This is a genomic window from Pseudomonas sp. SLBN-26 (assembly GCF_006715895.1).
In the GTDB taxonomy this organism is placed as follows: domain Bacteria; phylum Pseudomonadota; class Gammaproteobacteria; order Pseudomonadales; family Pseudomonadaceae; genus Metapseudomonas; species Metapseudomonas otitidis.
The window spans coordinates 1,484,830-1,510,929 of record NZ_VFOB01000001.1 but is presented as its reverse complement, the minus strand read 5'-3'; the positions used below and the strand labels follow the sequence as shown (position 1 = coordinate 1,510,929).

Below are 26,100 nucleotides of genomic sequence, written 5' to 3'. Positions count from 1 at the left end.
CATGAAACACCTCAAGCCGCTGAACCAGAAAGCGCACCTGCTCGAACAGGCCGCAGCCGAAGACTGCCTGGAAGAAGTCGTCGCCATGAGTGCCGTCGCCGGCTGCACGGCGACCACCGACCCGGGCTGGGAAGTGGATGCCTTCGGGGGCGTCAGCTCCCTGTGCCAGCCCATGGAGGCCGACCTCTACGGCTGCTCCGACCCCTGCTGGTGGCCGGCCCAGGTGCCGGACATGATGACCACCTACCAGGACTGGAACGCCAGCGCGCAGGACTCCTCGCAGGACTGGCGCAACCTCGGCACCGTCTTCCCCAAAGACAAATGACCGGCCACTCGAACACGAGGGAAAACCCGATGAAGCTCAATGCGTTCGCCAGCCTGGCCGTTGCCGCCGGGCTCGCCCTGGGTGGCCAGGCCCTGGCCGCCGACAACGCCGGCCTGGCACTCAAGGCCGGCCAGGAATACATGATCGCCACCAACTACCCGAACAACCTGCACGTGCTCGACCTGGCCAGCGACAGCCTCTACAAGACCTGCCGCCTGCCCGATGCCTTCGGACCGGGCACCGCCATGGTGTCGCCGGACCGCAAGACCGCCTACCTGCTCAACAACCACTTCGGCGACCTCTACGGCATCGACCTAGACAGCTGCCGCGCGGTGTTCCACGCCAAGCTCTCGCGCAAACCGGACGAGAAGGCCCGCTCCATGTTCGCCTTCGCCCTCAGCCCGGACGGCAAGGAGCTGTACAGCGTGGTCAACCCGACCCGCATGGCCAGCGACCACTACGAAGTCCAGCAGCCGCGCCTGGAGGTGTTCGACACCGCCGCCGGCCTGGACGCCCAGCCCGTGCGCAGCTTCCCGGTGCCGCGCCAGCTGTACATCATGCGCGCCGCTGACGACGGCACCCTGTATATCGCCGGGCCCGACATCTACAAGATGGACGTGAAGACCGGCCACTACGAAGTCGCCGTGCCCGGGCGCAACTGGAAACGCCCCAACTACGGCCCGCCCGACGTGCTGTACTTCTGGCCGCACCAGACCCCGCTGCACGAGTTCTCGATGCTCTACACCACCACCAGGTTCAAGGACGAGAAGCAGGACCCGGCCACCGCCGACTTCGTCTACGGCTACGTGAGCATCGACCTGAAGACCGGCAAGCCCACCGTGGAGGACTTCGCGCCGCTGACCGAGCTGTACTTCACCGGCCTGCGTTCGCCGAAGGACCCGAACCAGATGTTCGGCGTGCTCAACCGCCTGGCCAAGTACGACATCAAGCAGCAGAAGCTGATCAAGGCCGCCAACCTGGATCACTCCTACTACTGCATCGCCTTCAACACCCAGGGCAGCAAGCTCTACCTGGCCGGCACCTTCAACGACATCGCCGTCTTCGATCCGGACAGCCTGGAGAAGGTGAAGAACATCAAGCTGCCGGGTGGCGACATGGCCATCACCACCACCCAGGTATTCGTGCGCTAGGCCGGTGACTCCCCCGTGGCCCGGGCTTGCGCCCGGGAGCGGGGCGGGTCTGCCGTAGGCGTTCGCACGCCTCATTCCGCGCCATCTACGACCAATGGGTCACTGGACAGAACAAAACCCTTTACCCAGATTGACGTTTACGTAAAGGTAATCGGCCTCCCTGCCCGAATCGGAGGCCACCCGGAACGACCCGATCCCACCACAACGACAAGAAGGGACAGCCATGCATCAACCGAGCTATACCCGGGGGCGCCAGGACAAGCCCCTGCTCGCCATGACCATCGGCGCGGCATTCGACGCCACGGTCGCCCGATTCCCCGAACGCGAAGCCCTGGTGGTGCGCCACCAGGGGCTGCGCTACAGCTGGCGCAGCCTGGCCGAGGCGGTGGAGGTCCATGCCCGCGCGCTGATGGCCCTGGGTATCCAGAGCGGCGACCGGCTCGGCATCTGGGCGCCCAATTGCGCCGAGTGGTGCATCACCCAGTTCGCCAGCGCCAAGGTCGGCGCCATCCTCGTCAACATCAACCCGGCCTATCGCAGCAGCGAGCTGGAGTACGCCCTGCGCCAGTCCGGCTGCCGTTGGGTGATCTGCGCCGACGCCTTCAAGACCTCCGACTACCACGCCATGCTCCAGGGCCTGGTGCCGGAGCTGGCCAGCGCAGCCATCGGCCAGCTCGCCAGCGAGGTGCTGCCCGAACTGCGCGGGGTGATCAGCCTCGCCGCCGAACCGCCGGCCGGCTTCCTCGCCTGGGCCGACCTGCAGCAGCGGGCAGGGGAGACCACCCCGGCCGAGCTGGCCGAGCGCCAGGCCAGCCTGCAGTTCGACGACCCCATCAACATCCAGTACACCTCCGGCACCACCGGCTTCCCCAAGGGCGCCACCCTCAGCCACTACAACATCCTCAACAACGGCTACATGGTCGGCGAGAGCCTGGGGCTCACCGAGCACGACCGCCTGGTGATCCCGGTGCCGCTGTACCACTGCTTCGGCATGGTCATGGGCAACCTGGGCTGCGTGACCCACGGCGCCACCATGATCTACCCCGGCGACGCCTTCGACCCGCTCACTGCCCTGCGCGCCGTGGCGGAGGAGAAGGCCACCGCACTGTACGGCGTGCCGACCATGTTCATCGCCGAGCTGGACCACCCGCAGCGGCATGAATTCGACCTCTCCAGCCTGCGCACCGGCATCATGGCCGGCGCCACCTGCCCCATCGAGGTGATGCGCCGGGTCATCGGCGAAATGCACATGAGCGAGGTGCAGATCGCCTACGGCATGACCGAGACCAGCCCGGTGTCCCTGCAGACCGGCCCGGATGACGGGCTGGAACTGCGCGTCACCACCGTCGGCCGCACCCAGCCGCAGCTGGAGAGCAAGATCGTCGACGCCGATGGCCGCATCGTGCCGCGCGGCACCATCGGCGAGCTGTGCACCCGGGGCTACAGCGTGATGCTCGGCTACTGGAACAACCCCCAGGCCACTGCCGACGCCATCGACCCGGGCCGCTGGATGCACACCGGCGACCTGGCGGCCATGGACGACGACGGCTACGTGCGCATCGTCGGGCGCAGCAAGGACATGATCATCCGCGGCGGCGAGAACATTTACCCCCGCGAGCTGGAGGAGTTCTTCTTCACCCACCCGGCCGTGGCCGACGTGCAGGTGATCGGCATTCCCTGCAGCAAGTACGGCGAGGAGATCGTCGCCTGGATCAAGTTCCACCCCGGCCACAGCGCCGGCGAGGAGGAGCTGAAGGCCTGGGCCAAGACCCGCATCGCGCACTTCAAGGTGCCCCGGCACTTCCGTTTCGTGGACGAGTTCCCCATGACGGTGACCGGCAAGATCCAGAAGTTCCGCATGCGCGAGATCAGCATCGAGGAGCTGACGCCGCCCCGGGACGGCAAGGTGACGGCGATCCGCTAGCACCGCAGGGAGCCGCGTCTTGCGCGGCTCCTTATCCGCCTTCCATCTCCTACACTGGGCGCCCGTAATCGCCATGACCCCCGGAACGCCATGACAGGAACGTCAGCCGAGAAAGGCACCATCTCCGTCCGCCTCGTCGACGAAGCACTGCAGGTGCTTCGCCAGCAGGGGGGCGACGTTGCCGCACTGCTGGAGCAGGCTGGCATTCCCGCCGAACAGATGGCTCGGCCCTACGGCCGGGTCGCCTCCAGGCAGTACGCCCAGCTGTGGCTGCTGATCGCCCGGGTGATGGATGACGAGTTCTTCGGCATGGACAGCCGCCGGCTCAAGTCCGGCAGCTTCGCCCACATGAGCCGGACCGCCCTGCAGGCCGCCACCCTGGGGGACGCGCTGCAGACCAGCCTGATCTTCCTCGCCCTGATGCTGGACGACCTGCAGCCCCGCCTGGCGCGGCGTGGCAGCCTGGCCGAGATCGTCCTCGACGACAGCGGCGCGCCGCCTCGGGCCTTCGCCTGCTTCACCCTGTTCCTCATGGTCCACGGCCTGCTCTGCTGGCTGGCCGGGCGGCGTCTGCCGATCCTCGGCATCGAGCTGCGGGGGCCGCAGCCGGCCTACATCGAGGACTACCGGGTGATGTTCACCCCGCACCTGCGCTTCGGCCGCGACACCACGCGCCTGGTGTTCAACGCCGACTGCCTGGCCCAGCCGGTGCGCCGCAACGAGGCGGACCTGCGGCGCTTCCTCGCCGGTGCGCCGGCCAACATCCTGGTGCGCTACCGCGACCCCCAGAGCCTGGCCGCCCGCATCAAGGCCTACCTGCGCAGCCTCCGCCCCGAGCGCTGGCCGGACCTGGAGGCGCTCTCCGGGCACTTCTACATGGCGCCCTCCACCCTGCGGCGCAAGCTCACCCAGGAAGGGCAGTCCTACCAGGCGCTGAAGGACCAGGTGCGCCGCGACCTGGCGGTCGCCCGGCTGGACGCGGGCGAGGTCAACTTCACCGAGCTGGCCTTCGAACTCGGCTTCGCCGACGCCAGCGCCTTCTACAAGGCGTTCCGTAAGTGGACCGGCTCCACCCCCGGGCAGTACCGGGCGCTGGTGCACCCCGAGGCGGGCTGAGCCCCTTCACTTGGCGAACAGCTGGCCGATGTCCCGGAACGCCTTGAACTCCAGCGCGTTGCCGCACGGGTCGAGCAGGAACAGCGTCGCCTGCTCGCCCACCTGGCCCTTGAAGCGCACGTAGGGCTCGATCACGAAGCGCGTGCCGAGGCGTTGCAGCCGCTCGGCCAGGGCCTCCCAGTCCTCCCAGGCGAGCACCACGCCGAAGTGCGGCACCGGCACGTCGTGGCCGTCCACCGGGTTGGTGTGTGCGGCGAGCTGGCTGGCGGTCGGCGGGTGTTCGTGGATCACCAGCTGGTGACCGAAGAAGTCGAAGTCCACCCACTGCGCGCTGGAGCGGCCTTCGGCGAGGCCGAACACCTCGCCATAGAAACGCCGCGCGGCGGGCAGGTCGTGAACGGGGATTGCGAGGTGGAAGGGGGCGAGTTGCATGCTGTGCTCCTTTGATCGTGTCTTCATTCTAGAGATGGAGATTTCGATGCAAAGCCAGGATTATTTGTGCCGAGCACGAACGTTTTCGATCAATGAGGCACTCCATGCTGCGAGAGATCCGCACCTTCGTCGCCGTGGCCCGCCATGGCACCTTCGCCGCTGCCGGCATGCACATCGGCCTTACCCAGTCCGCCGTCAGTGCGCAGATCCGCAACCTGGAAGAAGCGCTGGGCGTGCGCCTGTTCGACCGCACCGGCCGCCAGGCGCTGCTCAACGCGGCCGGTGAGCGGGCGCTGCCCCTGGCGCGGGAGATGCTCGACCTGTTCGCCCGCATGGCGGCCACGGACGAGGCGGGTGCCCATGCCGGGGAACTGCGCATCGGTGCCATCGCCACCGCCCAGACCGGGCTGCTGGCGGACGCGCTGCTGCGCCTGCGGGAGCGCGCCCCGGCGGTGGAGCCGAAGCTGGTGCCCGGCGTTTCGCTGAACCTGCTGAGCCAGGTGGATGCCGGCGACCTGGACCTGGCCATCCTCATCCGCCCGCCATTCGAACTGCCCAAGGAACTGCATGCCGAGGTGCTACGGGAGGAAGCCTTCGTGCTGGTGGTGCCGCGCGGCCTGGAGGGCGACGACCCGCTGCGCCTGCTGGCCGAACAGCCGCTGGTGCGCTATGACCGCACCTCCTTCGGCGGGCGCCTGGTCACCCGCTTCCTGCGCCAGCAGCGCCTGGACGTTAAGGTGGCGCTGGAACTGGACGAACTCGACGCAATCGTGCGCATGGTCGAGGCCGGCCTCGGCATCGCGCTGATCCCCGAAGCGGGCCTGTGGCTGGAGCGCGACGCCGCCATCCGCGTGATCCGCCTCGGCCCGATGACCTTCCACCGGCAGATCATCCTGCTCACGCGCCACGCCCAGCGCCGCCAGCCGCTGCAGCGCCTGTTTGCAGCGTGCCTGGCCGGGGAGGACGCCGGATAGCCGGGCCCTAGACCGCCCGCAGGCCGGCTTCGGCGATGGCCTGGTCGGACGGCGGGGCCTTGAGCAGCAGGCGGATGCGGTTGGCCAGGGCGTCGATGGCGTAGGGCTTGGCCATGACCTCCATCCCCGGGGGCAGGGGTTCGTTGCCGAATGGGGCGTTCTGGGCGTAGCCGGTGATGAACAGCACCTTCAGGTCCGGGCGTTGCAGGCGGGCGCGGCGGGCCAGTTCCAGGCCGTTCAGGCCCCCCGGCAGGCCGACGTCGGCCAGCAGCAGGTCGACCCCTCGCTCGCTGGCCAGCAGGGCGAGGGCCTCGGGGCCGTCCGCGGCTTCGAGCATCTGGTAGCCGAGGTCTTCCAGCACTTCGCGCATCAGCTGGCGCAGGGGCGCTTCGTCGTCCACCACCAGTACGGTGGTGCGCTGCTCGGCGCGGGGGATTTCAACCGGGCGGGGTGTTGGCGCGGGCTCTGCCTCGCCGTGGTGGCGGGGCAGGTAGAGGCTGAGGCTGGTGCCCTGGCCGAGGGTGGAGGCGATGCGCACCTGCCCGCCGGATTGCCGGGCGAAGCCGTACACCATCGAGAGCCCGAGGCCGGTGCCCTGGCCCACCGGCTTGGTGGTGAAGAAGGGTTCGAAGGCTCGGCTGATGACGTCCTCGCTCATGCCGCTACCGGTGTCGCTGACCATCAGCACCAGGTAGTCCCCCGGTTCCAGCCCGCGCTCACCGGCAGCCTGGGCGCCGAGCACGACATTGTTGCTGCCGATGCACAGGCGGCCGCCGTTGGGCATGGCGTCGCGGGCGTTGATGCAGATGTTGAGCAGGGCGCTTTCCAGCTGGTTCGGGTCCACCAGCACCGTCCACAGGTCGGGGCCGTCGACGCACTCCACCTCGATGTTCGGGCCCATGGTCCGGCTGATCAGTTCGTGCAGGGTCGCGACCAGCTGGTTGACGTCGGTGGGGCGCGGGTCGAGGGCCTGGCGGCGGGAGAAGGCGAGCAGGCGGTGGGTGAGGGTGGCGGCGCGTTCGGCGGCGCTGCGGGCGATGTCGATGTAGCGGTTCAGGTCCTCGGTGCGCCCCTGGGCGATGCGCAGGCGCAGCAGCTCCAGGCTGCCGCTGATGCCGGCGAGGAGGTTGTTGAAGTCATGGGCGAGGCCGCCGGTGAGCTGGCCCACGGCCTCCATCTTCTGGCTCTGGCGCAGTTGCTCCTCGGCCTGGCGCAGGGCGTCGGCGCGGGCGCGCTCCTCGGTGGTGTCGCGGCCGATGGCGCTGATGAAGCCGTCGCCGGAGGAGGAGGACCAGTTGATCCAGCGGTAGCTGCCATCGCGATGGCGCATGCGGCTGGCGTAGTCCCGCAGGGGCTCGCCCTGGACCAGGCTGTGGATGGCGGACCAGGCGTCGGCGAGGTCGTCGGGGTGTACCAGGTCCAGACAGTTGCTGCCCACCAGCTCGGCTTCGCTCCAGCCGAGGATGTTCTGCGTGGCGGGGTTGGCGGCGGTGATCACCAGGTCCAGGCGCGACACCAGCATGATGTCCGGCGAGAGGTTCCACAGGCGGTTGCGGTCGCGGGTGCGCTCGGCCACCTGGCGTTCCAGGTTGTGGGTGAGCTGGCGCAACTGGCGCTCGGCGGTGACCCGGGAGGTGGTCTCGATCACCGTGTCGAGCATGCCCAGCACCCGGCCGTCGGCGTCCCGCAGCGGGCTGTAGCAGAAGGTGAAATAGCTCATCTCCGGTCGCCCGTGGCGATCCAGCTCCACGGGGAAATCCTCGATGAAGGTGGCCTGGCCCTGGTAGGCCCGCTCGGCGATGGGGCCGATGCTGTCCCAGGCTTCGCGCCAGATGTCGTCGAAGGGCCGGCCGAGCGGGGCGGGCTTGTTGCCGAGGATGGGCACGAAACCGTCGTTGTAGATGGAGATGCGCTGCGGCCCCCATACCAGGCAGCAGGGGAAGTGCGAGGACAGGATGGTGTCGACGCTGATGCGCAGCGCCTCGGGCCAGTGCTCGATCGGGCCGAGCGGGGTGCGGGCCCAGTCGTGCTGGCGCACTTGCTGGCTCATCGGCCCGGGGGCGGCGGGGAAGGGGGTAGCGTCCATGTCAGGATTCCGAGGGGCAGCAGCGAGGATGGCCGGGTCAGAGGAGTTGACCACGAAGCGGCCGGACAATTCGATTCCGCGATGCCTGTTCGCCGTGGCGGTGACGGCGAGCAGGCGCGAGAGCCTAGCGCTGCTCGGCCTGTTCGATGAGTTCGAGCACGTCGGCCAGGGTGGCGTCGAGGTGCTCGCCGGCCTTGTAGGCGCGCAGCACGGCCTCGTCACCCTCGCGGACGAGGCGTGGCCGCTCGATGAACAGCCCGGCGGGTTCGAAGGCCTCGTCCAGTACCACCACCAGGGGAATGGCGATGCGCTCCAGGCCCAGGCGGGTCTTGAGGTCGTCTTCGGCGCGGCCCTTGGTGATCACCGCGAGGTCGATGCGCGGCTGGCGGCGGCACAGGTCGTCCAGCACGGTGACGTTGATCTGGCAGTCCGGGCACCACATCTCGCCCACCACCAGCAGGTGGTAGCGGCGTTCGATCTGCTCAATGCGCTGCAGCAGCGGGGCGGCCGGCCCTTGGTCTTCCAGGCGCTGGGCGATGGCGGCGGCTGCGGCCGTCTCGGCCGGCAGGCCGCTGCCGACGAACTCGGTGTAGGACTGGCCGATGTCGAACAGCTCGCGATAGGTCGCCATGGGGATGCTCCGTTGAAAGTGAGGCGGCATCCCAGCAGAAAAGCCCACCCGGGGCAACTGCGCCTCACCCCGGCGACAGGTAGCCGAGCAATTGCCGGGCGTGGGAGCCGAGGCCATCGGTGCCGCGGATGCACAGGCGCAGCTCGCGGGTGGCCCAGGTGTCCTCCAGGGTGACGATGGCCACCGGCAGCTCCTGGGTCAGGCGGTGGGCGGCGGCCTCCGGAAGCATGGCGATGCCGGCGCCCTGGGCCACCAGCTGGGCGATGGCGTCGAAGCTCGGTGCGCGGACCCGCACCATCAGCGGCAGGCCGTTCTGCCGGGCCATTTCCTCGACGAAGCGCTGCATGGAGCGCTCCGCCGGCAGGCACACGAAGGGGTAGCCCAGAGTGTCGCGCAGGTGGACGCTGCGCAGCGGCGCGAGGGCGTGGCCGGCAGGCACCAGCATCACCAGGCGGTCGTCGCGGAAGGGCAGGGAGATCAGCCCGCCGGTGGGCAGGTTGCCGTCGTACACGCCGATGTCGATGTCGCCGGCCTGCACGCCCCGCAGCACGTCGCGGCTGGTCTGCTCGGTGAGCTGCAGGTCCACCTCGGGGTAGTCCGCCAGGAAGGGGCCGAGGGCGCCCGGCAGGAAGGAGCTGTTGGCCACGGTGGTGGCGGCCAGATGGACGACGACGCGCTGCTGGCCGGCCAGCTCCTCCAGCAGCACCTTGAGCCCCTGGGCTTCGTTGAGCAGCGCGTGGCAGCGCTCCAGCACCAGGCGGCCGGACGGGGTGGGCGTCATGCCGTCGGCGCGGCGGGTGAAGAGGGTGATGCCGCAGCGGGATTCGAACTGGCGCAGCCGAGTGCTGGCCGCAGAGACCGCCACGGGAAAGGTGGCCGCCGCCTTGCTCAGGCTGCCGGTGGCGGCGATGGCGCTCAGCAGGCGCAGGTCGGACAGGTCGAAGTGCATGGCGTTCTGATTTCCATAAAGGGTGGTTCTGGAAAAACCGATTCTAGCCCTCTCGCGTTCTGTCCAGAATAAGGCTCTACCTGCTGATGGCCTGCCTCATGAACGCTCTGTTTTCCCTGTACCAGCGCGGCCTGCGCAACGGCAGCCTGTTCGCCGTGCTCTCGGCGGCGGGCTTCAGCCTCAAGGCGATCTTCGTCAAGCTGTCCTACGCCGCCGCCCCGGTGGATGCGCTCACCGTGCTGGCGCTGCGCATGGGGCTGGCACTGCCGCTGTTCGCCTGGCTGCTGTGGCTGAGCCGTGGGACGGGCGAGGCGCGCCTGTCGCCCGCCGATGGAGGGCGCATCCTGCTGCTGGGGCTGGTGGGCTACTACCTCTCCAGCCTGTTCGATTTCTATGGGCTGGAGTCCATCAGTGCCGGCCTGGAGCGGCTCATCCTGTTCACCTACCCGACCCTGGTGATGCTGTTCCAGATGGTTGCCCTGCGCGAGCGCCCCGGCAGCCGCACCTTGCTGGCCATGGGCATCTGCTATGCCGGGCTGGGGGTGGCGCTTTTCCACGACGTGAGCACCTCGACTCTGGGCAGCCAGGTGCTGGTGGGCTCGGCCTGGGTGTTCGCCAGCGCGGTGACCTACGCCCTCTATTACCTGGGGGCGGGGATGATGCTGCGGCGCCTGGGCTCGATGCGCCTGGCCGGCCTGGCCGGGAGCGCCTCGGCGTTGATGGTGCTGGTGCACTACGCAATCACGGCCGATATCACCCAGTTGACGCACCTGCCGGCGCAGGTGTGGCTCTATGCCGCGTTCATGGCGCTGCTCTCGACGGTGCTGCCGATCTACTGGATGGCCCTGGCGATCCAGCGCATGGGCGCGACCCAGACGGCGGCGGTGGGCAACCTGGGGCCGGTGCTGACCATCCTCGCGTCCTGGGCGGTGCTGGGCGAGGCGGTCTCGCTCTACCAGGTGGCGGGGTTGGCCCTGGTGCTGTTCGGCGTATCCCGTCTCCGGCCTGCCAGCCCTGCGCCGAGCGTAGCGGCAGCGCCGACTTCTGTGGCGCGTGGGTGATGGCACTGCGCTGTTTCGGCCTTGGTTTCGCCTTGGCCGAAGCGTAAAATCCACACGTTTTCCGGGCTTTTACCGGGCCTGTGATGGCCTCGTCCAAAGCCCGCTTGCCCACCTTTACGATGCGATTGCCCCAAGGACCTGCTGCACGGATCGCAGTCCCCTTCGAGTGATCGCCCATCGGGACATGACCCATGCCGTTCGGGCCGCCCCCCAAGCTCAATCTGCGCAGCCTCATTCTCCTGTTCGCCCTTGCCGCGACCCTGGCGACGCTCGCCAATAACCTGCTGGTGACCTACGGCATCCAGCGCCAGGCTTTGGTGCAGAACGCCCTGGAAGCCAACCGTGCCTACGCGGCCAAGCTCGCCGCCAGCATCAATGAAAGCCTGTCCGGAGACCTGGAACGCCTGCGCTTCAGCGCCACACTGCTGGGCAACGTGCCGGGCGACACGAAGCAGATGGCTCTGGAGGCCGAGCGCCTGCTGATGCAGGACCACGGCTTCAACACCGTGCTGGTGGCCAACGCCGAGGGCACCGTGGTGGCCTCCAAGCCAGACAGCCTGGGCATCAACGGCCAGGCCCTGCGCTCGCGGGAGGCCCTGCAGCAGCGCCGGGCGATGGTCAGCCCGGCATTCCGCTCCCTGGCGGGCAACCTCATCGTCTTCGTCTCCCACCCCATCTGGGGGCGCGACGGCCAGTACCTGGGGCTGATCGGCGGCACCATCTACCTGGGCAAGCCCAATGCCCTGGATTCACTCGTCAGCCAGCACTTCCACCACGACGCGTCCAACGTCTACCTAGTGGACCCGGACCGCAAGGTGCTGTTCCACCCCGACGCCAGCCGCGTTGGCGAGCGCCTGGGCGCCAACCCCATCGTCGACGCGGTGCTCAAGGGCGAGAGCGGCGCCATGCAGGCGGTCAACACGCGGGGCGTGGAAATGCTCGCCGGCTACGCCAGCGTGCCGTTGAGTGGCTGGGGCGTGGTGGCGCAGCAGCCCCTGGCCGAGACTCAGGCGGCCGTGGAAGAGCTGATGAAGCGCCTGCTGGCCGGGCTGCTGCCCATGAGCCTGCTGGGTGTGGGACTGATTCTCTGGATCTCCGCGCGCATCAGCCACCCGCTGCGGCAACTGGCCGAGAGTGCCGCGCAGCCGGAGCGGGCGGAGAAGGCCCTGCGGGTGAAGGCCTGGTATGCCGAAGCGTGGATGATCAAACAGGCCCTGCTGGCGGGCCTGGAGGTGACCCGGGCCAAGCTCGGCCAACTGGACCTGCAGGCCAAGAGCGACCCCCTCACCGGGCTGGCCAACCGGCGCGCCATGGAAGAGCGTTTGCAGGCCTGGCAGCGGCTGGGCACGCCGTTCTCCGTCATCAGCCTGGACATCGACCACTTCAAGCGGGTCAACGACACCTTCGGCCACGACACGGGTGACGATGTGCTGCGCCAGTTCGCCGACCTGTTGCGCCAGGGTTGCCGGGAGCGGGACCTGCCGTGTCGTGTCGGCGGCGAGGAGTTCATCCTGCTGCTGCCCGAGGCGCCCCTGCGCACGGCGGCGGAGGTGGCCGAGCGCTTCCGCGCCCGGCAGGAGGCCACGCCGATCGCGCCTGTCGGCCAGATCACTGTGTCTCTCGGTGTGGTGCACTGGTCACCTCGAGGTGGGCGCAGCGTGCAGGACGTGCTCAAGCGCGCGGACGCCTTGCTCTACCAGGCCAAGCAGGCCGGGCGTAACCGGGTGATGGCGGACGAAGCGCGGGTGTTCGAGTCAATCAGTTGACGTCAAAAATATTAACTGTAAAAAATTTCTGACAGCCAATTCCTACAAAAAAGTCGGCGTGGTATACAGCGGCGGTTTTCCCGAGCCCTTTCTTGCCGTCAAAGGACTGCTGCCATGAATCGAGCCTTCTCGCTGGTCTGGAATCCCCGTCTGCGTGCCTGGTGTGTCGCCGATGAGCATGCCCGGCGGCGCAAGGCGGGGTCCGGCGCGGTCCTGGCGTGCGCGCTGCTGGCTCCGGTGGCGGCGCTGGCGGCCGACCTGCCCACCGGTGGCCAGGTGGTTTCCGGCAGCGGTGCCATCAGCCAGCCCAACGCCCAGCAGATGGTCATCGACCAGTCCAGCAACAAGCTGGCGATCAACTGGCAGAGCTTCGACATCGGTGCCGGCAAGCGCGTGACCTTCAACCAGCCCGGCAGTGACGCCATCGCCCTCAACCGCGTGGTTGGCAGCGACGGTTCGAAGATCATGGGCCAGCTGGATGCCAACGGCCGGGTGTTCCTGGTCAACCCCAACGGCGTGCTGTTCGGCAGCGGTGCCCAGGTCCAGGTCGGCGGCCTGGTGGCCTCGACCCTGGACATCGACCCGCAGGATTTCGAACGCGGCCACTACCGCTTCAAGGGCGACGGCACGCCGGCGGCCGTGGTCAACCAGGGCACCCTCAGCGCAGCCGACGGCGGCGCCGTGGCGCTGCTGGGGGGCACCGTCAGCAACCAGGGGGTGATCGTCGCCCAGCAGGGCAGCGTGGCCCTGGCGGCCGGCAATGCCATGACCCTGGATTTCGCCGGTGACGGCCTGCTCAAGGTCCAGGTGGACGAGGCCGCAGCGGATGCGCTGGTGGAGAACCACAAGCTGATCCGCGCCGACGGCGGCAAGGTGCTGCTCACCGCCGACGCGGGCGATGCGCTGCTCAAGACCGTGGTCAACAACACCGGCGTCATCGAGGCCCGCACCCTGGGCCAGAAGGACGGCAAGATCATGCTCATGGGCGACTTCGACGGCGGCGTGGTCAAGGTGGCCGGCACCCTCGATGCCAGCGCGCCCAACGGCGGCAATGGCGGTTTCATCGAGACCAGTGGTGCCCACGTGCAGATCGCCGACGACGTGAAGGTCACCACCCTGGCGCCCAAGGGCAAGACCGGCGAGTGGCTGATCGACCCCTACAACGTGACCATTTCCAACGCCACCAGCTCCGGAATGGGCGGCTTCAACGGCAACGCCAACGACAGCGTGCTCAACGTCACCACACTCACCAACGCCCTGGCCAGCACCGGAGTGACGGTGACCACCGGCGTCGGCGGCAGCCAGGCCGGCAACATCACCGTGGACGCGCCCATCAGCTGGAACGCCAACACCGTACTGGCGCTCAACGCCGCCGGCAGCATCATCATCAACAAGGACATCACCGCCACTGGCAACAACGCCGGGCTGTCCATGTCCTACAGCGGCAGCTACAGCCTGAACAAGGGCGCCCGCGTGACCCTGTCCGGCAGCAATGCCAGCCTCAGCCTGGCGGGCACCGGCTACGTCCTGATCCATGACATCGGCGCGTTGCAGAACATCACCAGCACGGGCTTCTACGCCCTGGGCAACGACATCGACGCCAGCGCCACCGCGGGCTGGAACGGTGGCGCCGGCTTCAACCCGCTGGACGGGGTTAGCACCAACTTCGCCGGCCTTGGCCACAGCATCGACAAGCTGACCATCAACCGCGGGTCGGAGAGCGACGTCGGGCTGTTCCGCACCGTGAGCGGCAACGTCCGTGACCTGACCCTGTCGAATGCCCGCATCACCGGCCAGATGAACGTCGGCGGTATCGCCGCCACCCTTGGCGGCACCCTCAGCAACGTCCACATGACCGGCAGCGTGTCCGGCTCCGGGGCCTTCGTCGGCGGCCTGGCCGGCACGGTCAACAACGGCATCATCCGCTACTCGTCCTCGGCCGCCGACGTGACCGGCCTGACCGTGGTGGGCGGGCTGGCGGGCAGCGTCCAGAGCATTGCCATGGCCGACTCCTATGCCACCGGCTCGGTCACCGCCACGGTCAGCAACACCAGTGCGTTTGCGGGTGGGCTGCTGGGCGAGGTGATCTCCAGCGCGACGCTGACCAACACCTACGCCAGCGGCAAGGTCACCGGCTACACCACCACGGGCGGCCTGATCGGTGGCGGCTACCTGCCCACCATCACCGTCAACACCAGCTACTGGGACATCAACAGCACCGGCCAGTCCAGCTCCCTGGGCGGCGGTACCGGCCTGACCAGCGCCGTGCGCAACCAGTCGGCCTACACCGGCTTCGACTTCACCAACATGTGGGTGATGTTCGAAGGCGATACCCGGCCGATGCTGCGCAACGAATACTCCACGACCCTCTTCACCCCCCACGCCCTGCAACTGATGGGGCTGGACCTGACAGCCAATTACCGCCTGGGCACCGACCTGAGCCTGGCCAGCGCCATGGCCGCCAGCGGCGGCTACTACGGCGAGGTATGGGGCGCGTCGGGTTTCCGCCCGGTCGGCAGCAACGCACAGCAATTCACCGGCAGCTTCGACGGGCAGGGCCACAGCATCAGCGGCCTGGCCATCAACCGCGCGGCCACCGACTATGTCGGCCTGTTCGGCTACACCTCCGGCGCGACCCTGGCCAACGTCAAGCTGGTGGGCGGCAACGTCACCGGCAGAGACAACGTCGGTGCCCTGGTCGGTTACATGCAGGGCGGCACCCTCGGCAACGCATCGGCCAGCACCACGGTCAACGGCACCAGCACCAGCGAAGCCAATACCGGCGGGCTGATAGGCACCAACGACAGCGGCGCCATCGCCGATGCCTCCGCCACCGGCAATGTCACCGGGGCCGGCTACCAGGTCGGTGGCCTGGTCGGCTTCAACGTCAACGGCGGCAGCATCACCCGCTCCTATGCCACCGGTAACGTCACCGGCACCAACACGACCGCAAACCTCGGCTATGTCGGTGGTCTGGTGGGCGCCAACGGCTACAGCGGCGACGGTGGCTCCATCAGCCAGTCCTACGCCACCGGCACGGTGAGGGCGTCGTCGGGGCCGGTCGGCGGTTTCGTCGGCCACAACGAAGGCAGCATCACCGACTCCTACGCCACCGGCGCGGTGATCGGCCAGGGCTCTGCGAGCAACATCGGCGGCTTCGCCGGGGTCAATTTCATCAACGGCACCATCAGCAACAGCTACTCCACCGGCTACGTCGCCGGCGGCACCCAGCTGGGTGGCTTCGTCGGCTACAACAACGGTACCAACGGCGCCATCAGCAACGCCTACTGGAGCACCCAGACCAGTGGCCAGTCGCAGGCCGCGTTCGGCGGCCTGATGACCGGCATCACCGGGCGTACCACCGCGCAGCTCCAAGGTGGGCTGCCGTCCGGCTTCTCCTCGTCCATATGGGGCACCGGCGCTAACCTCTACCCGTACTTCACATGGCGCTACAGCACCACGCCCATCGCCATCAGCGGCAAGGCTTTCAGCAATGGCGGCAGCACGGCCCTGGCGGGCGTGACGCTGACCGCCGTATCCGGCGGCGTTGCCATCGGCAGCGGCAGCAGCGGGGCGGACGGCTACTACTACATCCTCAGCGATGCCAGCGGTCTGGATGCCAACGGCGCCATCGCCTACCTGGATGGCAACGTCGACACCGGCGCCGGCTTCGGCGACGTGATCGGCACCAACGGCATCCAGGGGCTGGACGTCTACAGCTCCGCCGCGCGCCTGGCCACGGGGCAGGGCAGCCTCTCGGCGACCCGCAGCCGCTACCTGGCCGCGCGCGGCAGTTATGCCGATGCCGACCTGGCGTTCCTCTCGTCCAGCGACTTCTCAGCCCTCACCAGCAGCGGCTACGGCCTCTACCTGGCTGCCAGCGCCGCCAACTACAGCCTGGACACCAACCTCGGCTCCGGCGGCCTGCTCAGCCTCGACAGCGGCGGTGCCTTCGGCATCAGCGGCACCCGCCAGCTGTCGGCAGGCGGCAACCTCAACGTGGCCGACCGCCTGACCTGGGGCGACAACGCCGGGCTGACCCTCAGCACCAGCAATGGCGGCAACGTCCTGCTGGGGGATGGCATCGACGCCGCCAGCGGCAGCCTGACCCTCTCTGCTGCCGGCACCGCGACCAGCAACGGGGGCGTCAACCTCGGCGTGCTGAATCTCACCGGCGGCACCTGGAGCCAGGTGGCCGCCAGCCTGCCCAGCTTCAGCGTCACCGACTTCCGCCTCAGCCCCGGTGCCACCTTCGTGCGCGCCCTGGGCGGTGACGGCAGCCTCGCCACGCCGTACCGCATCACCGATGTCTATGGCCTGCAGGGCCTGGCCTCCACCAGCCTGGCGGGCAGCCGCTTCGTCCTGGCGAACGACATCAATGCCTCCAGCAGCGCGCTGTGGAACAGCGGCGCCGGCTTCCTCTCCATCGGCAGCCTGGCCAACCCCTTCACCGGCCGGTTCGACGGGCAGGGGCATCGCATCAGCGGCCTGGCCATCAACCGTCCCGGCAGCACCTACAGCGGCCTGTTCGGCTACAACGCCGGCTACGTCGGCAACCTCAACCTGGTGGGTGGCAGCGTGGCCGGTGGCAGCTACACCGGTGCCCTGGTGGGCTACAACGCCGCCGCCGGGGTGGTCGAGCGGGTCAGCAGCGACACCGCCGTCACCGGCACGGGCAACGTCGGCACCCTGGTCGGCACCAACGCCGGGACCCTCAGCGAGTCCCTGGCCACGGGCAGCGCCAGCGGCGGCCTGAATGGCGGCGGCCTGGCCGGCAGCAACGCCAGCACCGGCACCATCCGCGACAGCTACGCCACCGGCAGCGCCCAGGGCAGCGCCACGGCAGGCGGCCTGGTCGGGTTCAACGACGGCAGCCTGCTGCGTGTCTATTCCACAGGCACGCCCAGCTCCAGCGTCGGCGCGGTCGGCGGCCTGGTGGGCAGCAATGTCGGCACCGCCACCGGCAGCTTCTGGAACACCACCACCAGCGGCCTGGCCCAGGGCGCCGGGGCCGGCAATGCCAGCGGCATCTCCGGGTTGACCAGCGCCCAGCTCACCAGCCTGGCGCCCTTCGTGGCGGCCGGCTGGAGCATCGATGATGCCGGTGGCACGGGCGCCACCTGGCGCATGTACGAAGGCCACAGCGCGCCGCTGCTGCGCAGCTTCATGACTGCCCTCAGCGTCAACGTCGGCAACGCCAGCAAGACCTACGACGGCAGCGCCACCAGCAGCACCGGCGCCCTGGTGTACCCCATCGGCTACGACCCGGCCCTGGTTTCCGGCAGCGCCCTCTACACGGCCAACAGCGCCAACGCCGGCACCTACAGCGGCGCCAACCTGCGCGCGAGCGGGCTCTATTCCAGCCAGTTCGGCTACGACATCGAGATGCTCGCCGGCACCCTGACCATCGACAAGGCGGCGCTGACCATCACCGCCAGCAACGCCAGCAAGACCTACGGCCAAACTGCTTCGCTGAGCGGCTTCACCACCTCGGGCCTGGTAGCGGGCGACCAGGTCAGTGGCGTGGATCTAGCCAGCCTGGGCTCTGTCTTCAATGCTGGCGTCGGCAACTACGCCATCGTTGCCAGCAACGCCCAGGGCACCGGACTGAGCAACTACGACATCACCTACGGCAACGGCACCCTGGCCATCGACAAGGCCGCGCTGACCATCACCGCCAGCGACGCCAGCAAGACCGCCGGCCAGGTGGCGAACCTCAGCGGCTTCACCACCGCCGGGCTGGTGGCGGGGGACCAGGTCAGCGGTGTCAGCCTGGCCAGCAGCGGTGCCGGGGCAGGGGCTGCGGCCGGCAACTACGCCATCGTCGCCAGCAACGCCCTGGGCAGTGGCCTGGCCAACTACGACATCAGCTATGTCGACGGCCTGCTCACCGTCACCGGGACCCTGCCTTCCAGCACCGTCAGCGATCCGCGCGTGCAGGTGGCGCAGATGACCGGCAAACAGCCTGGCAGCGAAACCGAGCGGCCGCTGGTGGTGGTCACCCCGGCACTCTTCGCACCGGCCGAGTTCGGCGCGCAGCTCAACCTCGTCAACAACGGCATTCGTCTTCCCGAAGGAATCTGAAGATGCGTTCGACACCCGTGCTGGCCGGCCTTGCCGCCTCACTGATCAGCCTGTCCGTCTCCGCCGCCACCGCGCCGGATGCCGGCCAGGTGCAGCAGGGCCTCGACCAGCAACCCCTGCAGCTCAGCCCCCGGCAGTCCCTGCCGCTCAACCTGCCGGACGCACCCGCCGACCCGGCGGCGGACGCCGGCCCGCGCCTGCAGGTCAACGGCTTCACCCTGGAAGGCAACAGCGCGCTGGGCAGCGAGGAGCTGCTGGGCCTGCTGGCGGACCTGCCCGGCAAGGAGCTCAGCGTCGGCCAGCTGCAGGCCGCCGCCAACCGCATCACCCGGCGTTACCGCGAGCAGGGCTACCCCCTGGCGCGCGCCTACCTGCCGGCCCAGGAGATCGAGGGCGGCGTGGTGAAGATCGCCGTGCTGGAAGGGCGCTACGGCGAGATCAAGGTGGACAACCCGGTGGGCCTGGGCGGCAGCGCCCTGGCGCCGCTGTCCGCGCTGAAGGCCGGCGATGCCGTACAGGGCCAGCCGCTGGAACGCAGCCTGTTGTTGCTGCAGGACACCCCCGGCGTGGAGGTGAAGTCCACCCTGCGCCCCGGTGCCAGCACCGGCACCACCGACCTGCTGGTGGGCCTGCAGCAGGCGCCCCTGGTCACCGGCTCGGTGGACATGGACAACTACGGCAACCGCTTCGTCGGCCAGTACCGCCTGGGCGGCACCCTGAACCTGAACAACCCGCTCAACCTCGGCGACCGTCTCAGCCTGCGGGCCATGGGCAGCGACCAGGACCAGCACTACGGCCGCGTGGCCTACCAGTTGCCGCTCGGCCCCTGGGCCACCCAGTTCGGTGTCGCCTACTCGGACATGGACTACGAGCTGGGCAAGGACTTCGAGGACCTGCGCGCCCACGGCAACGCGCGCATCGCCAGCGTCTACGCCATCCAGCCGCTGGTGCGCTCGCGGGACTTCAGCCTGTTCACCCAGCTGCAGTTCGACGACAAGCGCCTGAAGGACGACATCGACCTGTTCGACGAGAAGAGCGACAAGCACGCCCGCGTCGTCACCCTGACCCTCAACGGCAACAGCCGTGACGCCCTGCTCGGCGGCGGGGTCAACAGCTTCGCGCTCGGCTGGAGCCAGGGCAGCCTGACCCTCGACGGCGCCCAGGCCCAGCGCACCGACGACGCCACCGCCGGCACCCGTGGACGCTTCCACAAGCTCAACCCCAGCCTGGTGCGCCTGCAGCGCCTCAGCGACCGCTTCAGCCTCTACACCCAGCTCCAGGGCCAGTGGGCCGACGGCAACCTGGACAGCTCCGAGAAGCTCTACCTGGGCGGCGCCTACGGCGTTCGCGCCTACCCCCAGGGCGAGGCCTCCGGCGACCGGGGCTGGCTGGCCAACGTCGAGCTGCGCTACGCCCTCACGGAGGCCTGGCAGCTGTCCACCTTCGTCGACCACGGCGAAGTGCGCCTGAACAAGGACACCTGGACCTCGGGCGACAACCACCGCAGCCTCTCCGGCGCCGGCTTCGGCGCCCTGTGGGCGGCCCATGGCTGGCAGGTCAACGCCGTGGCGGCCTGGAAGCTGGGCAACGCCGAAGCCGAGAGCGACGTGGAACGCACGCCGCGGGTCTGGGCCCAGGTGGTGCGCGCCTTCTGAGCCGTTGCCCCCGCCTGATGGGCAGGGGCAACGCGGGCGGCGTAGAGTGGCGAACCCCTGCACCAGGAGTTCGCCATGTCACTGACGCACCTGCTCGTCCCGACCTTCTCGAACCAGCTGAACAGCCTGGCCCAATGGCTGGAGAAAGCCTCCCTTCATGTCCGTGAGCACGGCGAGGACGCCGACGCCTGGCTGGCGCTGAAGCTGGCCCCCGACATGTACCCGCTGGCTGCCCAGGTGCGCTTCGCTGCCTTCCAGGCGCTGGAACCCTGCTACCGGCTGCGCGGCCAGTCGATCCCGGAAGGCTGGCTGGAACGCCGTCGCCAGGCCTGGGTCGCCCATGACCACCCCGGCTCGCTGGAGCAGGCCCAGGCGTGCCTGCGCGATGCCCTGGCCGAACTGGCTGCACTGGAACCGGCCGCGCTGGATGGCCGGATGGACGCGCCCATCGCCCTGGAGCTGCCCAATGGCATGGTCTTCGACATGAGCGCCGAGCAGTACGCCCGGGACTGGGCCCTGCCGCAGTTCTACTTCCACGCCATCACCGGCTACGCCATCCTTCGCCACCACGGCGTGGCGCTGGGCAAGGCCGACTACGTCGCGCACATGTTCGCCTACCTGCGGCCGGGGACCGTGCCGCAGGGGTAACGGTTTCGTCTGCGTTCGTGTTCCTGGGAGCATTCATGGCTGTCTCGTTCGAGGTTTATCCGGGCTCGCCCTACCGGCCCTGCCTGGAGGAGTTATTGGAGTTGGGTGCTCGACGTGTCCGCGAGCGGCTCGCGCTCCTGGGGCTTCCCGCCATACGGACGTTGACCGCTACTGTCTGGGAGGGTGGAGAGCCCTTGCTTGCACAGGTCGCGCCTACTCATGCGTCCGTCATGAACGTGGGGCAGCAGTTGCTGGTTTGCGATGAGCGAGATGGAAGTGCGTTTTCTCTGTCGATGGAACGTGTCGACGATGTTGAGCGTGAGTATTGGCGTGGGCTGTGTGCCGAGCACCCGCCTGCCATGGCATTGACTTCGTGCATTGAGGACAGCCTGTCCCTCGGTTACTACTGGTGCCTCAGCCGGTATTTTGGGGCGTCTGCGCTGATCCAGCTGGCTCATGGTCTGTACGCCGGCGCGTTGGCAGAGCTGACCGAGGGTTTTGTTTTTTCCGACGACAAGGCCTGGGACTACTCGCGGCTTCCCTGTCGTGCAAGTGCGCTCTACGGCGTTTATCTGTACCCAGAGCAGCATTCCCAGAGTGATTGGGCTGCAGATGCCGAGACGTTTCTGCAGCGTCTTCGTCGTGAGGAAGCGTCCTGAGCACCACCGTGGAAACCCCGCCATTTCCTCCTATGCTCCAGCGGTAGTCGTCGGTAAACGACATCGTTTTGTCACGGACGACATGCGACCTCAAGGAGGCGAGGGCATCGCCGATAGCCGGGTCGTTCCCCTCCGCGACGCGCCGTACCGCACGTGGCGAACACCCACTCTCGAGAGCACTTGGAATGAACATCAAGCAGAAGCTGACCTGGGCCTTCGCGGCCATCGCGTGCGTGCCCATCCTGCTGGTCGCCGTGGTGGTGATCTACAACCTGCGGTCCCAGGCCGAGGCGGACTTCCTCGATGGCAGCAACCGCGAGATCCGCCAGATCGACAACGCCATGACCATGTTCTTTCGAGGCATCAGCGAGAACGTCGAGTACATCGCCTCGTTGCCGGAAGTGGCAGCCGCCACGGACCTGAAGATCTATACCGGCGATGACGCCGCCAGCCGCCCGCTGACCGACACCAGCAAGGCATTGGAAACGCTCTTCGGCAACTTCGCCAAATCCCACCCGACCACCGCCTACCTATCCTACGGTCGCATCGACGGGGGCTATGCCACCTGGCCCGCCGACCCGACCCTGAAGAACTACGACCCGCGCGTGCGCCCCTGGTACCAGGCCGCCGTGGCGAAGCCGGGCACCACCGTGCGCACCGCCGCCTATTACTGGGCGCCCGACGACGCCGTGCTGATCGGTACTGTGCATACCGTGAACGACGCCCAGGGCAAGCTTTCGGGCGTGGTGGGGCTGGACGTGTCACTCAAGCAGCTCACCGACCTGGTCAAGCAGATCCACATCGGCGAAACCGGCTACCTGATGCTGGTGGAAGACAACGGCAACGTCTTGGTCGACCCGAGCGATTCCGCTCATAACTTCAAGCCCCTCAAGGACCTCGGCGATGGCTACGCCAAACTGGCGGTCACCCAGGGCTCCGCTCAGGTGGAGCTCAACGGCAAGCGCTACATGGCCAACGTCTGGGCCTCCCAGGGGCTCGGCTGGCACTTCATCGGCCTGATCGAACACGGCGAGGTGATGGCCAAGGCCAACGCCCTGGCCTGGCAGATCGGCATCATCGTGGCGGTGCTCGCCGTGCTGTTCGCGGTGGTCGGCGCGGTGTTCGCCAACCTCATCGTCAACCCGATCCGCAGCGTGGCCGATGGCCTGGAAGGCATCGCCCAGGGCGAGGGCGACCTGACCCGCAGCCTCTCGGTCACCGGCAAGGATGAAACCGCCGTGCTGGCGGGCTGGTTCAACCAGTTCCTCGGCGCCATCCGCCAGCTGGTGCAGCGCATCGTCGAGGCCTCGGCGGCCCTGCGGCACACCTCCGAGGGCAGCACCCGCGTGGCCCGCGAGATGAACGATGTCGCCGAGCGCCAGCGTGGAGCCGTGGAGATGGTCTCCACCGCCTTCAACGAGATGGTGGCCACCGCCAACGAAGTGGCCCGCTCCTGCAGCGCGGCGGCCACCTCCGCCGACGACGGCCAGCGCCAGGTGCACACCGGGCAGACCCAGATCGAAGGCGCCACCGAAAGCGTGCTGCGCCTGAGCGAGAACCTGAAGCAGTCCGCCGAATCCCTCCAGGAGCTGGAGAAGGACAGCCAGAACATCAACGCCATCCTCGACACCATCCGCTCCATCGCCGAGCAGACCAACCTGCTGGCGCTCAACGCCGCCATCGAGGCCGCGCGGGCCGGCGAGCAGGGGCGCGGCTTCGCCGTGGTGGCGGATGAGGTGCGGGCCCTGGCGCAGCGCACCGCCGTGTCCACCGGCGAGATCGACAGCCTGCTCGGTGGCCTCGCCCGGCGCACCCAGGACGTGACCCGGCAGATGCAGAACAGCCTGGAAATGTCCCGCGCCAGCGTCGAGCGCATCGACCTCGCCAGCAAGAGCTTCGAGCAGATCCGTGGCGCGGTGGACCACATCCGCGACCAGAACACCCAGATCGCCACGGCGGCCGAAGAGCAGCACCACGTGGCCGAGGACATCAACCGCCACATCGCGCAGATCCAGGACGATGCGCTGCTGGTGGAGAACCTCGCGCAATCGGCGCGGCGCGACTCCCACGAGCTGGCCCAGCTCTCCGAGCAGCTGCATGGGCTGGTGGGGCGCTTCAAGGCCTGAGCCCTTCAGTTCGTACCTTCCACCGCCGGCACCCTGCCGGCGGTGGCGTTTCCGGCCGGGCGAACATGGCTGTTGATCGCCCGGCTTCCTGCCAGGGTGTCGCTTCTGGTTGGTTGCATGCCGCTTGTCGGCCCTGGCCCGGCAACGCGCTTTGCTAGGTTGGACGGCCTTGACCGAGCCCACGGCCGACGACCACGGAGCAGCCCCTTGAGCCACGCCACCGCGTCCCACCGAACCGATACCGCGTCGAGCGACATCCCGCCACCTTCGGGTGACGCCAACCCGATCCTCACCGGCTACCGCGTCGGCCAGGACAATCTCCGTGGGCACTGGCTGGTGCCTTTCGACATCCACGGCGCAGTGTTCCTCACCTCGGCGCTCACCGTGCTGCTCTTCGTGGTGCTGACGCTGGTATTCCGCGAGGCGGTGGAACCGCTGTTCACCGGCCTGCGCGACCTGCTCACCGGTCGCCTCAACGGCTTCTTCCTCGGTGCGGCGAACGTGTTCGTGGTGCTGTGCCTGGCCCTGGTGGTCTCGCCCCTGGGGCGGGTGCGCCTCGGTGGCACCCAGGCCCGGCCGGACTACTCCTACGGCAGCTGGTTTTCCATGCTGTTCGCTGCCGGCATGGGCATCGGGCTGATGTTCTACGGCGTCGCCGAACCCATCTCCCACTACCAGACCGCCCTGGCCGGCCCGCAGCTGGGCGAGGGCGGGGCGCGCATCGACTGGGCACCGCTGGCCGGTGCGCCGGGCAACCCCGCCGAGGCCGCGCGCCTGAGCATGGCGGCGAGCATCTTCCACTGGGGTCTGCACCCCTGGGCGATCTACGCCATCGTGGCGCTGGCCCTGGCGCTGTTCTCCTTCAACAAGGGGCTGCCGCTGTCGATCCGCTCGATCTTCCACCCCCTGCTCGGTGAGCGGGTGTGGGGCTGGCCGGGGCATGTGATCGACATCCTCGCGGTGTTCGCCACGCTGTTCGGCCTGGTCACTTCCCTGGGCCTGGGCGCGGAACAGGCGGCGGCGGGCATCGACTTCCTCTTCGGCACCGGCGCCTCGCTCACCGCCAAGGTGGTGCTGATCGTGGCCATCACCCTGGTGACGCTGTCCTCGGTGGCCGCCGGGGTGAACAAGGGCATCAAGCGCATGTCCGAGCTGACCATGGTCCTGGCCGTGGCGCTGCTGTTCTTCGTGGTCCTCGCCGGGCCCACCCGCGTGCTGCTGGCCGGCACCCTGGACAACCTCGGCGCCTACCTGCAGTACCTGCCGGCGCTGTCCAACCCGCTGGAACGCAGCGATGCCGCCTTCAGCCAGGGCTGGACGGCCTTCTACTGGGCCTGGTGGGTGAGCTGGTCGCCCTTCGTCGGCATGTTCATCGCCCGCATCAGCCGGGGGCGCACCGTGCGTGAATTCCTCATCGCGGTGCTGCTGGTGCCTTCGCTGGTGTCGGTGTTCTGGATGAGCTCCTTCGGCGGCGCCGCGCTGCACCAGGTGTTCAGCGGCCTCGCCGGGGTGCAGGAGGCCGCCCTGGAACTGAAGCTGTTCGTGATGCTCGCGCACCTGCCCTGGAGTGCAATCACCTCCTTCGTCGGCATCGTCCTGGCGCTGCTGTTCTTCATCACCTCGTCCGATTCCGGCTCCCTGGTGATCGACACCATCACCGCCGGCGGCAAGCTCAATGCACCGGTGGTGCAGCGGGTGTTCTGGGTCGTACTGCAGGGCGTGCTGGCCATCGTCCTGCTGGTCGGCGGCGGCCTGGCGGCATTGCAGGCGATGGCGGTGTCCACCGGCCTGCCGTTCACCTTCGTCCTGCTGGTGGGGTGTGTCGCGGTGGTCAAGGGCCTGCTCAGCGAGCCCCGTGGCCAGGTGCGCCGCTCGATGGCAGGCGGGTAGGGCGCACAGGACCTCGCAGGCGTGAACGGGGTGGTGGCAGAGGGCGCGGATTTCCGCTCTACTGCCGCACCTTGGCGGGGGCGAGCGGCCTCCGCGTTCCCCTGCGACTGCGAGGTACACGGATGTTGGCTCAGGCCTTTCACTACAAATGCTGGGCGGACCGGCGCACCCTGGACGCCATCGCCCTGATCGATGCCAGCCGCTTTGCCGATTCGCTGGCCTTCACCCTGCAGCAGCTCAGCCACATGGTCATCGTCGAAGACCTGTTCCGCGCCCGCCTGAGCGGCGTGGCCGAGCCGCACCCGGCCACCAACAGCCAGGCCGTGCCGCCCTACGCGGTGCTGCGCGAGCGGCTGCTGGCGTCCAGCCAGTGGTACGCCGCCCAGGCCGAGGACCCGGCCGATGGCGAGATCACCTTCCGCTTCACCGACGGCCAGGCCGGGCGCATGAGCCGCCAGGAAATGCTCTTCCACGTGCTCAACCACGGCACCTACCACCGGGGCAACATCGCCCATGCCCTGGACCTGGCCGGCGTGCCCCATCCCGCCGACACCTACACCGTGTACCTGCACGCGGTGCAGCCGGAGCGTCGACAACCCTTTGATGCGCCGGTGCGCTGAGGC

At 68.5% G+C, this 26,100-nt stretch carries 17 protein-coding genes and 2 pseudogenes; 15 read left to right on the top strand and 4 right to left on the bottom strand.

Features of this window, described 5'->3' with window-relative positions; translation table 11 throughout:
* Nucleotide 1: 1 nt before the first annotated feature.
* The 4 genes from qhpC to FBY21_RS06870 all read left to right on the top strand — a co-directional run bounded on the left by qhpC (nucleotide 2) and on the right by FBY21_RS06870 (nucleotide 4,516).
* The gene (qhpC, locus tag FBY21_RS06885) at nucleotides 2–325 is read left to right on the top strand and encodes a quinohemoprotein amine dehydrogenase subunit gamma (protein ID WP_142009756.1); all 324 of its coding nucleotides are present in this window, start codon (nucleotides 2–4) and stop codon (nucleotides 323–325) included.
* Nucleotides 326–354: 29 nt separating this feature from the next.
* On the top strand, nucleotides 355–1,476 hold the full coding sequence (gene peaD / locus FBY21_RS06880) for a quinohemoprotein amine dehydrogenase subunit beta (protein WP_074971126.1): 1,122 nt from the start codon (nucleotides 355–357) through the stop codon (nucleotides 1,474–1,476).
* A 223-nt stretch (nucleotides 1,477–1,699) separates the two neighbouring features.
* Entirely contained in the window at nucleotides 1,700–3,400 is a 1,701-nt protein-coding gene (locus FBY21_RS06875; RefSeq protein ID WP_142009753.1) for an AMP-binding protein, read from the top strand.
* 90 nt (nucleotides 3,401–3,490) lie between these two features.
* Nucleotides 3,491–4,516, top strand: a complete 1,026-nt coding sequence (locus FBY21_RS06870) for an AraC family transcriptional regulator (RefSeq protein ID WP_142009751.1) — start codon at nucleotides 3,491–3,493, stop codon at nucleotides 4,514–4,516.
* A gap of 6 nt (nucleotides 4,517–4,522) precedes the next feature.
* On the opposite strand, the gene FBY21_RS06865 is transcribed toward FBY21_RS06870, so the two are convergent.
* Nucleotides 4,523–4,948, bottom strand: coding sequence for a VOC family protein (locus FBY21_RS06865; RefSeq protein WP_074971132.1), 426 nt, complete (start codon nucleotides 4,946–4,948; stop codon nucleotides 4,523–4,525).
* Nucleotides 4,949–5,052: 104 nt separating this feature from the next.
* Between FBY21_RS06865 and FBY21_RS06860 the strand changes: the two genes are divergently transcribed.
* Complete coding sequence (locus FBY21_RS06860; protein WP_142009748.1) at nucleotides 5,053–5,922, top strand: LysR family transcriptional regulator; 870 nt, start codon at nucleotides 5,053–5,055, stop codon at nucleotides 5,920–5,922.
* 7 nt (nucleotides 5,923–5,929) lie between these two features.
* Here the strand turns inward: FBY21_RS06860 and FBY21_RS06855 are convergent, their stop codons facing one another.
* From FBY21_RS06855 to FBY21_RS06845, 3 genes are all read right to left on the bottom strand, one after another.
* On the bottom strand, nucleotides 5,930–8,008 hold the full coding sequence (locus FBY21_RS06855) for a PAS domain-containing sensor histidine kinase (protein ID WP_253543666.1): 2,079 nt from the start codon (nucleotides 8,006–8,008) through the stop codon (nucleotides 5,930–5,932).
* Nucleotides 8,009–8,132: 124 nt separating this feature from the next.
* On the bottom strand, nucleotides 8,133–8,639 hold the full coding sequence (locus tag FBY21_RS06850; protein WP_074971210.1) for a thioredoxin family protein: 507 nt from the start codon (nucleotides 8,637–8,639) through the stop codon (nucleotides 8,133–8,135).
* A 64-nt stretch (nucleotides 8,640–8,703) separates the two neighbouring features.
* Nucleotides 8,704–9,588 carry a LysR substrate-binding domain-containing protein gene (locus FBY21_RS06845; RefSeq protein WP_074971212.1) on the bottom strand — a complete coding sequence of 295 codons (885 nt, stop codon included), beginning with the start codon at nucleotides 9,586–9,588 and terminating at the stop codon, nucleotides 8,704–8,706.
* 98 nt (nucleotides 9,589–9,686) lie between these two features.
* Here FBY21_RS06845 and FBY21_RS06840 point away from each other — a divergent pair, with 98 nt between their 5' ends.
* From FBY21_RS06840 to FBY21_RS06800, 10 genes and pseudogenes are all read left to right on the top strand, one after another.
* Nucleotides 9,687–10,649, top strand: coding sequence for a DMT family transporter (locus FBY21_RS06840; RefSeq protein WP_142009746.1), 963 nt, complete (start codon nucleotides 9,687–9,689; stop codon nucleotides 10,647–10,649).
* A gap of 191 nt (nucleotides 10,650–10,840) precedes the next feature.
* On the top strand, nucleotides 10,841–12,415 hold the full coding sequence (locus FBY21_RS06835) for a sensor domain-containing diguanylate cyclase (protein WP_142009744.1): 1,575 nt from the start codon (nucleotides 10,841–10,843) through the stop codon (nucleotides 12,413–12,415).
* Between the two features lie 114 nt (nucleotides 12,416–12,529).
* Nucleotides 12,530–18,499, top strand: coding sequence for an MBG domain-containing protein (locus tag FBY21_RS06830; RefSeq protein ID WP_142009742.1), 5,970 nt, complete (start codon nucleotides 12,530–12,532; stop codon nucleotides 18,497–18,499).
* Between the two features lie 2 nt (nucleotides 18,500–18,501).
* Nucleotides 18,502–20,154: a ShlB/FhaC/HecB family hemolysin secretion/activation protein gene (locus tag FBY21_RS06825; RefSeq protein WP_142009740.1), complete on the top strand. Its 1,653-nt coding sequence runs from the start codon at nucleotides 18,502–18,504 to the stop codon at nucleotides 20,152–20,154.
* 75 nt (nucleotides 20,155–20,229) lie between these two features.
* The gene (locus FBY21_RS06820) at nucleotides 20,230–20,802 is read left to right on the top strand and encodes a DUF1993 family protein (protein WP_142009738.1); all 573 of its coding nucleotides are present in this window, start codon (nucleotides 20,230–20,232) and stop codon (nucleotides 20,800–20,802) included.
* A gap of 35 nt (nucleotides 20,803–20,837) precedes the next feature.
* Entirely contained in the window at nucleotides 20,838–21,461 is a 624-nt protein-coding gene (locus FBY21_RS06815; protein ID WP_142009736.1) for a hypothetical protein, read from the top strand.
* 185 nt (nucleotides 21,462–21,646) lie between these two features.
* Nucleotides 21,647–22,732, top strand: a pseudogene (locus FBY21_RS30200) (cache domain-containing protein); the annotation flags it as partial.
* A 348-nt stretch (nucleotides 22,733–23,080) separates the two neighbouring features.
* Nucleotides 23,081–23,587, top strand: a pseudogene (locus FBY21_RS30195) (methyl-accepting chemotaxis protein); the annotation flags it as partial.
* A gap of 207 nt (nucleotides 23,588–23,794) precedes the next feature.
* The gene (locus FBY21_RS06805) at nucleotides 23,795–25,477 is read left to right on the top strand and encodes a BCCT family transporter (RefSeq protein ID WP_044403924.1); all 1,683 of its coding nucleotides are present in this window, start codon (nucleotides 23,795–23,797) and stop codon (nucleotides 25,475–25,477) included.
* Between the two features lie 122 nt (nucleotides 25,478–25,599).
* Nucleotides 25,600–26,097, top strand: coding sequence for a DinB family protein (locus FBY21_RS06800; RefSeq protein ID WP_142009731.1), 498 nt, complete (start codon nucleotides 25,600–25,602; stop codon nucleotides 26,095–26,097).
* Nucleotides 26,098–26,100 lie beyond the last annotated feature (3 nt).